Origin of the sequence: Hymenobacter yonginensis (assembly GCF_027625995.1) — a bacterium.
Classification (GTDB): domain Bacteria; phylum Bacteroidota; class Bacteroidia; order Cytophagales; family Hymenobacteraceae; genus Hymenobacter; species Hymenobacter yonginensis.
This window is the reverse complement of record NZ_CP115396.1, coordinates 519,067-531,519: the sequence shown is the minus strand read 5'-3', so window position 1 is coordinate 531,519 and position 12,453 is coordinate 519,067. Positions and strand designations below refer to the sequence as shown.

Sequence of the window (12,453 nt, the reverse complement as noted above, 5' to 3'; positions counted from 1 at the left end):
TTTCTCCGTTTTTTTTAACAAGCACAGGCTGAAGCCTATGCTACATTCCTTTTCTTCATGGCCACCACCAAACTCACCGTCCTCAGCAATGGCTCCCTCCGCGTGGAGGGCACCGATATCGAACTAGTAGATGCCCAGGGCCAGCCCTACGGCCTCGGCGGCCGGGAGCGGATCAGCATCTGCCGTTGCGGCCTCAGCAGCCAGAAGCCTTTCTGCGACGGCTCGCACAAAGGCCACTTCGAGCACGACGCCAAAGCTTTCGACCTGCCCGCGCCCAAGCCAGCACCACAGGCGTAATTGCTTACAGCCGTAACGCGAAGTTCCACTTCGCGGGTGGGCCAGAGATGGTAGGGAACATTCTCGCCGATCCTGGTCCACCCGCGAAGTGGAACTTCGCGTTACATAGGGTTGCTGCCGCTTAGAACAGGGAGTTCACGAAGTCCACGTACTCCTGGCGGGCTTCGTCCTGGCTTTTGCCGCGCATGCCGGCCCAGGCGTCATATTTGGCAATGGCTTTGAAGTCGAAACCGCCCGGACGGTCACCGGAAATGTCGCCTTCGCTGCCTTGCTTGTAGAGGGCGTAGAGCTTGAGCAGGGTCATGTTGTCGGGCTTGGCGGGCAGCTCTTTGCTGCGGGCGGCGGCGGCTTCAAATTCTTCGGGAGTGGCCATAAGGCGGAAGGGTGAAGTGGTGGAATGGTGGATTTGGTGCTCTGCCAGGCAGAACCTGTGGCAAAAGATACGGATTGCCGGAAAAATAGGCGGCATGCAGCGTTTTTTCTTCGTGTATCTTTCTCGCATTCTCTCCCACTGTCTTCTTCGCCCTGAGCTCATGCTGAAAAAATTACTCCCCAGCCTGCTAGCCGCCACCTTGCTGCTGCCCGCTACCGCCCTGGCCCAGCGCACCTACCTGCACTGCGGCCGCCTGCTGGATATGCGCTCCGACCGCGCCCAGACCGAAATGACGCTGGTAGTGGAAAAAGGCCTCGTGCTGGCCGTGGAGCGCGGCTACACCACCCCAACCAATGCTACCGACAAGGTCATCGACCTGAAAAACCGCACCGTGCTGCCGGGCCTGATTGACTGCCACGTGCACCTGGAAAGCGAAACCAGCAAAGACCAGTACCTCAAGGAATTCACCCTGAACCCGGCCGACGTGGCCTTCGGCACCCTCGACCACGCCCGCGTGACGCTGCTTTCAGGCTTTACCACGGTGCGCGACCTGGGCGGCTCCGGCGTGAACATTGCGTTGCGCAACGCCATCAACCGGGGGCAGGTGGTGGGGCCGCGCATCTTCACGGCGGGCAAGGCTATATCGGGCACGGGCGGCCACATGGACCCCACCAATGGCTACCGCCAGGATCTAATGGGCATGCCCGGCCCGGCCGACGGCGTGGCCAACGGCCCCGAGCAGGGCCGGCAGGCCGTGCGCGAGCAGTACAAGCGCGGCGCCGATCTCATCAAGATTGCCAGCACCGGCGGCGTGCTGAGCGTGGCCAAAGACGGCAGCAGCGCCCAGATGACCGAGGAGGAAATCCGCACCATCGTGCAGACGGCCCGCGACCTAGGTTTGAACGTGGCCTGCCACGCCCACGGCGCCGAAGGCATGAAGCGCGCCATCCGGGCCGGCGTGACCAGCATCGAGCACGGCACGCTCATGGACGACGAAACCATGAAGCTGATGAAGAAATACGGCACCTGGTACGTGCCCACCATCACGGCCGGCAAGTCGGTGGCCGACTCGGCCAAAATCCCGAACTACTACCCGGCCCTCGTAACGCCCAAGGCCCTGGCCATCGGGCCCAAGCTACAGGGCACGTTTGGGCGGGCCTATAAGGCCGGCGTCAAGATTGCCTTCGGGACGGATGCGGCCGTGTTCCGGCACGGCATGAATGCGCTGGAGTTCCGCTACATGGTGGAGGCCGGCATGCCGCCGCTGGAGGCCCTGCGCAGCGCCACCGTATCGGCGGCGGAGCTGCTGGGCCAGACGGGCAGCCTGGGCACGCTGGAGCCCGGCAAACTGGCCGACGTGGTGGCCGTAGACGGCGACCCGGTGCAGGACATCAACGCCATGCAGCGGGTGCGCTTCGTGATGAAGCAGGGCGTGGTGTATCGTAGCGAGTAGGTCTGCTCTTGGCGAGTGGCCGGCGCAATGCAAGTACCCGGGCGGCCCCGATTGCTGAAAACGGCCGAAGCCGAAACATCTGCGGCCCAGAGCCTGCCTTTCCACCCCCGCCAATTTGCCGGCGCCCGGGTACATCCTGCTGATTTTTGAGCAATTTGCCGGCTCACTCCTATCGGCTATCTGCTGTACTAATGCCTCTTCGCAAGTCTCTTTCCTTTTGGGTGCTGCTGGTTTGCTCCGCCTCTATTCTGCTGACTTCCTTCTGGTATTATCCGCGCTGGAAAAAGCCCCAGACCGAGGCTCTGATCAGCTGGGACGCGTCGGGGTACTACATGTATCTGCCGGCTACGTTTATCTACCACGACCTGAAGAAGCTGGATTTCCTGCCGGCCATCACCCAGAAATACTCGCCCGACCCGTACCAGAACCAGGCCTATCTGGACTCGACCAGCGGCAACCAGGTGATGAAGTATCCGGCAGGGCTGGCCGTGCAAAGCCTGCCGTTTTTTGCGGCCGGCCACCTGGCCGCCAAGACGCTGGGCTACCCCGCCGACGGGTTTTCGGCGCCGTACCAGTTGAGCCTGCAGATAGGCGCGGAGCTGGTAGCTATTCTGGGCTTTGTGCTGGTGTGGTGGACGTTGCGGCGGCGGTTCAGTGAGGAAGCCACGGCCCTGACGCTGGTGGTGCTGGCCCTGGGCTCCAATTACCTCAACTACGCCGCCATCGACTCGGCCATGACGCACAACTGGCTGTTTACGCTGTATGCGGGCCTGATTCTGCTCACTCAGGCGTTCTACAAGCGGCCCACGCTGGGCCGGGCCCTGGCCATCGGCGCGGTGTGCGGCCTGATGGCCCTGACCCGCCCAACCGAAGTGCTGGCCACGCTGATTCCCATTCTGTGGGGGCTGCGGCCCGACCGGCAGGTGCTGGCGGCCCGGCTGGCGTTCTGGCGCCGGCACCTGCCGCACCTGCTGCTGGCCGGCCTGGCGGGCGCGGCTATCGGCAGCATCCAGCCGCTCTACTGGCACTACGTGACGGGGCGCTGGCTGGTGTACAGCTACGGCGACCAAAGCTTCAGCTGGCTGCGCCCCCACCTCTACGACGGTATCTTCAGCTTCCGCAGCGGCTGGCTGACGTACTCGCCGCTGATGGCCGTGGCTTTGCTGGGCTTCGGGGCGTTGTGGCGGCGCTACCCCGAGGTGTTCTGGGCCATGCTGATTTACTCGGTGCTGTTTATCTACGTCACGTTTGCCTGGGACATCTGGTGGTACGGCGGCTCGTTGGGGCAGCGGGCCATGGTGCAGAGCTACCCCGTGCTGGCCTGGCCCATGGCCGCGGCTATGAGCTGGCTGCTCGCCCAGCGGGTGCGCGTGGCGGCCTTTACCGTGCTGCTGCTGCTTGGTATCTACTACAACCTCTGGATGACGCACCAAGCCCACGGCGGCTCCGGCCTGATTGCGGCCGGCGAGATGACCCGCCCGTTTTTCTGGCAGGTGGTGGGCCGCAACGCCGTGCCGGTTTCCACGTTCTGGCTGCTCGACAACCCCGACCAGCTGGTGAATGACTCCAACCGCAAAAACGTGCGGGAGCTGTGGCACACCGATTTCGAGCAGGACACCACGGCCGGCTGTGGCACGCCCGCACTACAGGGCCGCTGCTCGCTGGCCCTCGACCAAACCCACCAATCCAGCCCCGACTACCGCATCAACATCTTCCAGAATGACGTGCAGTGGGTGCGGGTGCGCGCCCGCGCCAAATGCGTGCAGAAGGAATGGGACACCTGGAAGATGACCCAGCTGGTGGTCAGCTACCGGCAGGGCGACGACAAGGTGAAGGAAGGCTTTATCCGGCTGCAGCGCGTAGTCGGCCAGGACTGGCCCGCCGAGGTCTACCTCGACCTGCAGGCACCGCGCAACCAGTCCTACGACAACATCCGGGTGGCCTTCTGGAACGCCGACGGCCCCCAGCGCATCCTCATCGACGACGTACGGGTAGAGGCGTTTGAGAGGTGATTTTGGTGATGGAGTGATGGGGTGATGGGGTGATGGGGTGAATCGTGACAGGTAAAATAAGAACGTCATTCCGAGCGGAGCGAGGAATCTCGCCAGCGTGGTAACTCGGGTCGTCCCAACGTCAGCACACGAGATTCCTCGCCCCGCTCGGAATGACGTTCTTATTTTACCTGTCACGATTCACCCCATCACTTCACCACCCAAACTCACTCCTTCTTCGCCTTCGTCAGCATGAGCTTGAGGTTGAGCCGCACGATGTCGCCCATTGAGCGGCAGCGGCGGAACTGGTCGGTGTGGTGGTGCAGGTTCAGCTGGGCTTTCAGCTGCTCCACCTTCTCCGGCGGCGACACCTCGTCGCGGCGGAGGCAGTCGATGAGGTCTTTGAGGCGGTAGCGCTCCGAGCGGGCCCGGCGGGCCATCAGGGCGCGCTCCTCGGTCTGGTACTGGCGGGTGGTTTCGGCGTTGAGCAGACGGCTGCAGAGTTGCACCACGGCCCGGTTGTCCTTGAAATACTGGGGCAGGTACATGGTCTTTTTGCCCTCGTAGCACTGCTGGTCGAAGTCGATGGCCCGCACGCGGTACTGCTCATCTTCAAAGTCGGGCGTCACGTCGATGACGTAGTTGTAGGCCCGCATATCGCCCAGCAGGCGTGCAAAGCACCGCTCGTTGAACTTCACAAACTCCTTGGCGATGCGCACCTGGTTGAGGTGCGGGGCCGCCAGCCGGTCGCGGATGAAGTCGTCGCCGGGAATGCCCACAATGTGCTCCTCGATGATGGTGTCGCCGAAAACGAGGTAGTTGAGGCTGTTGGGCGAGAGCAGGTGCTCCAGCTCCAGTCCGTACACCCGCGAGGCGTCGGCGCGCTTCACGTAGAAGTAGTCGTAGTTGTCGTTGAGCTGGTTGACGATGCGCACCCGAAACGGGTTGGAGTTGCCGAAACGGCAGTAGTCCACCCGGTCGGCCAGCAGATGCTCCGTGAAGCTCAGGTCGCCCCCGGTTTTCAGGATGGCGTACACCTCGGCCAGGCCGGTGCCCAGCTCGCGCAGGGTCTGGGGCTCGTAGAACACGGTTTCCCACATCGTGTCGCGGCCCTGGCGGTCGGCCAGCGGATAGGAGCCGCTGCTACGCGTGAGGTCCTGGTACGTGACGGGCAGCGTGGCTTCGCGGTCGTAGTGCTGCAGGTAGGTTCGGAGCGGCGCCTGAATGGCGTAGGTGATTTTCTTTTTGGTGATAAGCGTCACGGGTGGGCAGAGCTGGAACGGTGGGATGGAAGGCGCGGCGGCAGCGGCCGGAAACCGCACAAGTTCAGGGGCTTCGGCTGGAGCCGGGCGGCAAGGTATTGTGTTTTGGAAACCTGCGCTTTGCTTATACGCAGAACCCGCGGCCAAACGCCCACGCCGTTACGGCTTCCCGGCCTCAATCCCTTAACTTCGCTGCGGGCCACCTCAAGACGCTGCCCTTCTGCTATGAAAAAACAGTTTCTCCTCTTGTTGTGTCTGGTGCTGCTGGTTCCGGTTACGTCGCCGGGCTGGGGCTTTTTTGCGCACCGCACCATCGCGCAAATTTCCATCTATGCGCTGCCCGCCAGCATGCAGTCGTTCTATTTCCGGCACATGAAGGAAATCGTGCGCCTGTCGACAGCCCCCGACGAGCGGCGCGACACCGACCCCACCGAGGCCAGCAAGCACTTCATCGACCTCGACCACTTCGGCGACAACCCCTTTGGGGCTATGCCTAAGGCCTGGGAGAAAGCCGAGGCCAAGTACACGGCCGACACCCTGCGCAAGTACGGCACCGTGCCCTGGACCATCATCGACGTGAAAGACCAGCTTACCACGGCCTTCAAGCAGCGCGACACGGTGGCCATTGTGCGGCTCTCGGCCGAGCTGTGCCACTACGTGGCCGATGCCTATGTGCCGCTGCACACCACCGAAAACTACGACGGCCAGCTCACTAACCAGGCCGGCATGCACTCGCTCTGGGAAAGCAAGCTGCCCGAGCGCCACATTGCCGAGTACAAGCTGGATTCGGAGCCGGCCAAGTACGTGAAGGAGCCGCTCAACGACGTGTGGAAGGTGCTGCAGGAATCGTACGGCTTCCTGGGCGAAACCTTCGACCGGGAAGAGAAAGTGACCCGGCAGTTTACGCCCGAAACCAAGTACAGCTTCTCGCATAAGTTCGGCAAGACCCGCCGCTTCTACTCCGATGCCTTTGCCGATGCCTACCACAAGGAAGTGGGCGGCATGGTGGCCTTCCGCCTGAAGCTGGCCCCCACGTTTATCTCGTCGTTGTGGCTGACGGCCTGGAAGGACGGCGGTAGCCCCAACCTCAACGAGCTGATGGCCCGCAAGCCCGAAAAGGCCGACAAAGATTCGCTGGATGCGCAGCTGAAAGTGTGGAAAGACAACGGCCTGGTGCCCCAGCAGCTGCTACTGGCCCTGCAGAAGCAGGCCGTGGTAGTGCAGGCCGACCAGATCAACGCCGCCACCGACATGGCTCCGCCTACCCTGGAAACCACTTCACCGGCCCCCGCCCCTGCCGCGGCGCCCAAAGCTGCCACGGCCGGCACCCCAGCGCCAGCCGCCCGGCCCTCGGAAAAAGGCCCGGAAAAGGTGAAGATCAAAACCAAGTCGGCCGACGGCGGCACCACCAAAACCAAGGATAAGGAGCCCGCCCGCAAGAAGAAGGCGGCCCAGAAAGACGACGGCTGGGATGCACCGGCCGGTTCGGGCTGGTAGACTACCGGCCACCCTGCTACCTTTGGCGTCGGCCGGGTTCCGTGCGGAGCCCGGCCGACGCGTTTGTTTTTCCCGCTCTCCGTCCTGTTTTTCGGTTATGCTCTCCTTCCCTCCTTCGGCCCGAACGGGCACTCTGCGCGGTGCGCTGCTGCTGGCCGCGGCCAGCCTGACGCTGCCGGCCTGCAACCGCCAGCAGCCCGTGGATGAAACGGCCGCGCCCGTCATATCGAACGAGAAGCCTACCCCCGGCCCGTCCCTGCTGTCGTTGGCCGACAGCAGCGCGACGGCCCTGCTGCTGCCCTACGGCCGGCAGTATCCGGCCTCGGGCGTGGTGCTGCACACCCGCCACGGCGATATTCGGGTGAAGCTCTACGATGATACGCCCATCCACAAAGCCAACTTCCTGCTGCTCTCGCGCCGGGGTGTGTTCGACGAGTCGGTATTCAACCGCGTGGTCAAGGGCTTTGCCGTGCAGGGCGGTAGCTCCGAGCACCGCACCATCCGGCTGAACCGCTACCGGCTGCCACCCGAGCTGCGCCCGGCCCACTTCCACCGGCGCGGCGCCCTAGGCATGGCCCGCTACGACGACGAGCAGAACCCCGGCAAGCTCTCCTCCAGCACTGATTTCTACTTCGTGCAAGGCTCCACCATGACGCCCGCCCAAAGCCAAGCCATGGCCGGCCGGCCGCTCACGCCCGAGCAGCAGCGCGCCTACGCCACCGTAGGCGGCGTGCCTTCCTTGGATGGCCGCTACACCGTGTTCGGCGAAATCACCGAGGGCCTCGACGTTATCGACAAAATAGCCAACGAGCCCGTCGACGCCTACAAATGGCCTCTTAAAGACGTAGGTATCCGGGTGGAAATCCTGCCGTAAAGTGGCTTACCGTTTTACCGTCAGGTAAGACCGTCATGCAGAGGCCGGAGGCCGAAGCATCTCGCTAGTGTGGTAGAATCAATTTACCATACTGGCGAGATGCTTCGGCCTCCGGCCTCTGCATGACGGTCTTTTTGGGTTTAGCTACTGCATACGCCAACCACGCTACGGCCGCCGCACTTGTATCAGCTGGCTTTTCGTGACGTCGCCGGGCTGGAGCTGGAGTAGCTCGCGCAGCTCGGCGCGGGTGTAGACGATGGTTTTGGGGGTGGGCTCGAAGGCCAGCTGGCGCAGGTCGGCGTCGGGGCTGGGCGAGTCCTGGCGGGCAGGGTGCAGATACACGCTGTCGGGCGCGACGCGGAACAGGTGGTAGAAGTAGTAGCGCGGGGCCGGGCTGCCCTGGGGCTGAAACTGCACCACGTACACGTCGCCCACCCGCGGGTCGTCCACCTGCTCCTGCACACTCTCCGAACCGGAACAGGCGGCCAGCAGCGGCAGCCACGCAAGCAAACGAAACATCTTAAGCATGGCAGCAAGTTAGGCAAGTACGCCCGATTGCCGGTCTGGAAACCGGCCATTGGGCCGTGGCGGCGCGGGGTGGGATGGCTGCTGCGCATCTTCCGGTCGGAGGCCGGGGTGGTTTGGCGGCCACCGGTCGTCGCGGCTGTGCCGCATAGACCGGGGCCAGTTACCCCCAAACACAAAAAAGGCGGCCCACGCTGTGCGGGCCGCCTTTTAGCAATTCAACTATTCGGCAATCAAGCCATTCAGCCTACCAGATTTTGGCACGCTCGGACTGCACGCGCACCATCTTGGCGTCTTCTTTGCAGCCGAAGGCCTCGTAGAACTGGGGCATATTCATGAGCGGGCCGTTGGTACGGAACTGGGCCGGCGAGTGCGGGTCGGTCATTACCTGCTGGCGCAGGTACTCCGGCCGGGCGTTGGTGCGCCAGATCTGGGCGTAGGCCAGGAAGAAGCGCTGCTCGGGCGTCAGGCCATCGTACTTGGGCCGCTCGTTGCTGCCGTACTGTTTCTGCAGCTGCTTTTGCAGGGCGGTGTAGGCAATGTTGAGGCCGCCCAGGTCGGCGAGGTTTTCGCCCATGGTCAGCTTGCCGTTCACGTACACCGAGTCCAGCGGCGAGAAGGCATCGAACTGCTTGCCGACAATGGCGGCGCGGGCGTCGAACTTCTCGGCGTCTTCCTTGGTCCACCAGTCTTTCAGGTTGCCCTCGGCGTCGTACTGCCGGCCCTGGTCGTCGAAGCCGTGCGTGATTTCGTGGCCGATAACCGCGCCCATGCCGCCGTAGTTTACCGCGTCATCGGCTTTAGGGTCGAAGAACGGGGGCTGCATGATGCCGGCCGGAAACACGATTTCGTTCATGCTCGGGTTGTAGTAGGCATTCACCGTGGGCGGGGTCATGCCCCACTCCTTGCGGTCAATCGGCTTGCCAAACTTCTTCACGTTGTCGTTGATGGCCCACTCGCGCGAGGCCAGCACGTTCTTCAGGTACGATTCGCGCGAGATGGTGAGGGCCGAATAGTCCTTCCACTCATCGGGATAGCCAATTTTCACGGTGAAGGCGTTCAGCTTCTTCATGGCTTCCACCTTGGTGGCGGGGCTCATCCATTCCAGCTGCTGAATGTGCTCGGCCAGGGCCGCCTTGATGTTATCCACCATGGCCATGGCCTTCTGCTTGGCTTCGGGCGTGAAGGCCTTGTCCACGTAGAGCTGGCCGAAGGCCTCGCCCAGGGCGCCATCGGTGGAGCGCAGCATGCGCTTCCAGCGGGGCTGCTGCTTCTTGGCGCCGGTCAGCACCTGCGTGAACTTGAAGCTTTCATCCGAATACGCCTTAGGCAGCGCCGACGAAACCGACGTTACCAAGTGCCAGCGCATGTAGGTTTTGAGGTCGGCCAGCGGCTCGGCCTTCATCATGGTGCTTACTTCCTTGAAGAAAGCCGGCTGGCCCACAATCACCTCCTTGGCCGCGCCCAGGCCCATCTGCTGGAGCACCACGGGCAGGTTCAGGTTCGGAAACTGCTTGTTGGCCGCCGCCACCGTCATCTTGTTGTAGTTGGCGTAAGGGTCGCGCAGGTCTACGCGGCTCTTGCTGGCCTTGGCCATGCGCGTTTCGAGGCGCAGCACCGTGGCGGCGTTCTTGGCGGCCGCAGCGTCGTTGTCGCCGAGCATCTTGAACGTGTTGACCAGGTAGGTCATGTAGGCCGTGCGGATGCCTTTCGAGCGGGCGTCGTCCTTGAGGTAGTAGTCACGGTCGGGCAAACTCAGGCCGCCTTGGTACAGGTTTACGGCGTACTGGGTGCTGATTTTGTCGTCCTGGCCAACGTAGCCGTTGAAGAAGGCACCGGTCTGGATTTTCTGGGCCCGAACCACGGCGCTCTGCAGGCCTTTCAGGTCTTTGATGCCGTCGATGCGGTCCAGCTCAGGCTTGAGGAACTTCAGGCCAGCGGCTTCAATAGCCATCGAGTCCATGGCCGTGGCGTAGTAGTCGCCTACTTTCTGGGCGTTGGTGCCTTTGGCAGCCGAGGTATTGGCGGCGGCCTCGTCCAGAATCTGACGCATTACGGCGTTGTTCTTGTCGGCCAGCTCGTTGAAAGAGCCCCAGCGCGTTTCAGCAGCCGGAATCGGGTTGTTTTTCAGCCAGGAGCCCGAGGCGTACTGGAAGAAGTTGTCGCAGGGCGAAACCGACAGGTCGCGGTTGGCCACGTTCAGGCCAATGCCGGGCACAACGGGGGCTTCCGTGGGGGTGGACGGCATGGCAGCCGGGGCCGTAGTGGCGGCCGTAGGCGCCGTGCCGGAAGCGCAGCCCGCCAAGGACAGGCCCGTGGCAGCCAGGGCGGCCAGGGTCAGCGTATTGCGGTTTTTCATGGGAATTTGATTGGTGGAAAGGCAGTTTGCAGGTGCCAAAGTAAGCGGAAACTGCCAATTGGTGCGCCGCCCGCAATAGCACGCCGCAAAGACGTGGTTGGTTTTGGCCGAGTTGCACGCCTGGCAGGTCAGTTGTAATACACGCACCAGGGCGGCAGTTCCAGGTGGTGCGTGAAGCGCTGCGGCAGCCATTCGTGGCCCTGGTTTACCTCGCCCTTCACCAGCAGCACCGCCCGTTGCTGCTGCAACGAGTCCAGAGTAGCTGGGGCCGTAGAGGCCGCCATGTCCAGCCAGGTGCGGCGCCAGGCGGCAGTGGTTTCAAACTGCGTTTCGCGCAGCAGATTGTGGTTGCCGGCATACAACGACACCGGCACGCGCCCCTGCGCAAACGCCAGGGAGGGCAGCAGCTCGTTGTAGACCAGCACCGGCCGGCTACCTAGCCCATGCGCCTGCAGCAGCGCCGCCACCGGCCGCGTTCCGTTGAATTTTACTTCATTCTGCCGGAAAACGGGCTTGGCCGCCGCAACCAGCGTGGCCGTGAAGATGGCCGCGGCCGGCAGCAGTTGCAGGGCCATGGGCAGCCGGCTGCCGCGCCACACGCTCAGCGCCAACGCCAGCAGGCCCACTACGGGCAGAACAGCGGCCGCGGGCGACAGGGCAAGCTTCAGCGGCTCGGCCACAGCCGGCAGTACGGCCAGCGCCAGCAGCAGCAGCGCCCACAGCGCCAGAAAGCCGCGGTGCCAGCGGCGCGCAGCGGCTTCGGGCAGCGCGTGCAGGTAGTAGGCCGTAAGCAGCGCCACGCCCGGGAACATGGGCAGCACGTACAGCAGCAGCTTGGACTGTGACAACGAGAAGAACACGAGCGGCACCACCACCCAGAACACCAGCACGTTGCGCCACAGCTGCGGCAGCGCCTTCCAGCGCGTCCGGATGGCCTGCACTACCAGCAGCACCGCCCACGGCAGGCTGGTGGCGGGCGCCAGCACCAGATAAAACCACCACGGCTTGGCTCGCCCGAAGGCCTCGGCATTGGCAAACCGCTCTACGGTGTGCCCCACCAGGAAATAGCGCAGAAACGCCGGATTCTCGCGCATCAGCAGCAGGTACCAGCTCAGCCCCACCAGCACAAACAGCCCGAGGCCCAGCGCGTGGTGCCAAGTGAAAGGCCGCCGCGCCTGCCCGCGCCATGCGTAGTGCCCCGCCACCGCCATCAGCGGCAGTACAAAGCCGACCGGCCCTTTGGTGAGAAACGCCAGCCCCAGCCCTAGCCAGAACAGGTACATGCCCCACCAACGGCCGTCGTGGTAGTGGCGCAGGATGCCGTAGGCGGCGGCCAGCTCCAGCGTGGCCAGGTAGGCATCGGTCGTGACGTTGAGGGCCGACACCAGCACCACTGGCAGCGTACCGTAGATGATAGCCGCCGTGCGGGCCCGGGTCTGGTCGCCGCCAAAAAACAGCTTGCCCAGGCCATACACCAGCAGCACCTGTGCCAGCACGGCCAGCACCGGCAGCAGCCGCACACCCAGCGCCGTGGGCCCCGCTATAGCCAGCGCGGCGGCCGTAAGCCAATACGTGAGGGGCGGCTTATGAAAATGCCCGATACCCAGCAGCCGCGGGTGCAGCCAGTCGTGGCTGGCCAGCATTTCGCGCCCGATTTCGGCGTAGCGTGCCTCGCTGCTTTCCAGCGGCCCCCAGGCATTCAGGCCCGCTAACAGGCTGGCGGCCAGCAGAAGCAGAAAGCCCCACAGCCAGTAGCGGGAATACGAAAAGGCACCGGCGGAAGTAGGCAAAGGCTGATTCATTAAAACAAACTTAAAACAAA

At 63.5% G+C, this 12,453-nt stretch carries 10 protein-coding genes; 5 read left to right on the top strand and 5 right to left on the bottom strand.

Annotation, left to right across the window (positions count from 1 at the left end):
- The first annotated feature begins 57 nt into the window (after positions 1-57).
- Positions 58-297 (top strand): CDGSH iron-sulfur domain-containing protein, encoded by a 240-nt coding sequence (locus tag O9Z63_RS02360; protein ID WP_270127671.1) that lies wholly within the window; start codon positions 58-60, stop codon positions 295-297.
- A 121-nt stretch (positions 298-418) separates the two neighbouring features.
- Here the strand turns inward: O9Z63_RS02360 and O9Z63_RS02355 are convergent, their stop codons facing one another.
- Positions 419-670, bottom strand: a complete 252-nt coding sequence (locus tag O9Z63_RS02355) for an acyl-CoA-binding protein (RefSeq protein WP_044013690.1) — start codon at positions 668-670, stop codon at positions 419-421.
- Between the two features lie 160 nt (positions 671-830).
- Here O9Z63_RS02355 and O9Z63_RS02350 point away from each other — a divergent pair, with 160 nt between their 5' ends.
- Positions 831-2,123 carry an amidohydrolase family protein gene (locus O9Z63_RS02350; protein ID WP_270127670.1) on the top strand — a complete coding sequence of 431 codons (1,293 nt, stop codon included), beginning with the start codon at positions 831-833 and terminating at the stop codon, positions 2,121-2,123.
- 191 nt (positions 2,124-2,314) lie between these two features.
- A complete protein-coding gene (locus O9Z63_RS02345) occupies positions 2,315-4,135 on the top strand; it encodes a glycosyltransferase family protein (RefSeq protein WP_270127669.1) in 1,821 nt (606 codons plus the stop codon).
- 206 nt (positions 4,136-4,341) lie between these two features.
- Here O9Z63_RS02345 and O9Z63_RS02340 read toward each other — a convergent pair whose 3' ends face one another.
- Complete coding sequence (locus O9Z63_RS02340) at positions 4,342-5,376, bottom strand: hypothetical protein (RefSeq protein WP_270127668.1); 1,035 nt, start codon at positions 5,374-5,376, stop codon at positions 4,342-4,344.
- Between the two features lie 225 nt (positions 5,377-5,601).
- On the opposite strand from O9Z63_RS02340, the gene O9Z63_RS02335 reads away from it, so the two are divergent.
- Positions 5,602-6,873, top strand: coding sequence for a zinc dependent phospholipase C family protein (locus O9Z63_RS02335; RefSeq protein WP_270127666.1), 1,272 nt, complete (start codon positions 5,602-5,604; stop codon positions 6,871-6,873).
- A gap of 97 nt (positions 6,874-6,970) precedes the next feature.
- Positions 6,971-7,747: a peptidylprolyl isomerase gene (locus O9Z63_RS02330; protein WP_270127665.1), complete on the top strand. Its 777-nt coding sequence runs from the start codon at positions 6,971-6,973 to the stop codon at positions 7,745-7,747.
- A gap of 165 nt (positions 7,748-7,912) precedes the next feature.
- Here O9Z63_RS02330 and O9Z63_RS02325 read toward each other — a convergent pair whose 3' ends face one another.
- The 3 genes from O9Z63_RS02325 to O9Z63_RS02315 all read right to left on the bottom strand — a co-directional run bounded on the left by O9Z63_RS02325 (position 7,913) and on the right by O9Z63_RS02315 (position 12,421).
- Complete coding sequence (locus tag O9Z63_RS02325) at positions 7,913-8,266, bottom strand: hypothetical protein (protein ID WP_270127664.1); 354 nt, start codon at positions 8,264-8,266, stop codon at positions 7,913-7,915.
- 253 nt (positions 8,267-8,519) lie between these two features.
- On the bottom strand, positions 8,520-10,631 hold the full coding sequence (locus tag O9Z63_RS02320; protein WP_270127663.1) for a M13 family metallopeptidase: 2,112 nt from the start codon (positions 10,629-10,631) through the stop codon (positions 8,520-8,522).
- Between the two features lie 128 nt (positions 10,632-10,759).
- Positions 10,760-12,421: an ArnT family glycosyltransferase gene (locus tag O9Z63_RS02315; protein WP_270127662.1), complete on the bottom strand. Its 1,662-nt coding sequence runs from the start codon at positions 12,419-12,421 to the stop codon at positions 10,760-10,762.
- Between the last annotated feature and the right edge of the window lie 32 nt (positions 12,422-12,453).

Excerpts from the sequence above, each read along its gene's own strand:
- O9Z63_RS02360 (WP_270127671.1), top strand. The coding sequence starts at position 58 with ATGGCCACCACCAAACTCACCGTCCTCAGCAATGGCTCCCTCCGCGTG.
- O9Z63_RS02355 (WP_044013690.1), bottom strand. The coding sequence starts at position 670 with ATGGCCACTCCCGAAGAATTTGAAGCCGCCGCCGCCCGCAGCAAAGAG.
- O9Z63_RS02350 (WP_270127670.1), top strand. The coding sequence starts at position 831 with ATGCTGAAAAAATTACTCCCCAGCCTGCTAGCCGCCACCTTGCTGCTG.
- O9Z63_RS02345 (WP_270127669.1), top strand. The coding sequence starts at position 2,315 with ATGCCTCTTCGCAAGTCTCTTTCCTTTTGGGTGCTGCTGGTTTGCTCC.
- O9Z63_RS02335 (WP_270127666.1), top strand. The coding sequence starts at position 5,602 with ATGAAAAAACAGTTTCTCCTCTTGTTGTGTCTGGTGCTGCTGGTTCCG.
- O9Z63_RS02330 (WP_270127665.1), top strand. The coding sequence starts at position 6,971 with ATGCTCTCCTTCCCTCCTTCGGCCCGAACGGGCACTCTGCGCGGTGCG.
- O9Z63_RS02325 (WP_270127664.1), bottom strand. The coding sequence starts at position 8,266 with ATGTTTCGTTTGCTTGCGTGGCTGCCGCTGCTGGCCGCCTGTTCCGGT.
- O9Z63_RS02320 (WP_270127663.1), bottom strand. The coding sequence starts at position 10,631 with ATGAAAAACCGCAATACGCTGACCCTGGCCGCCCTGGCTGCCACGGGC.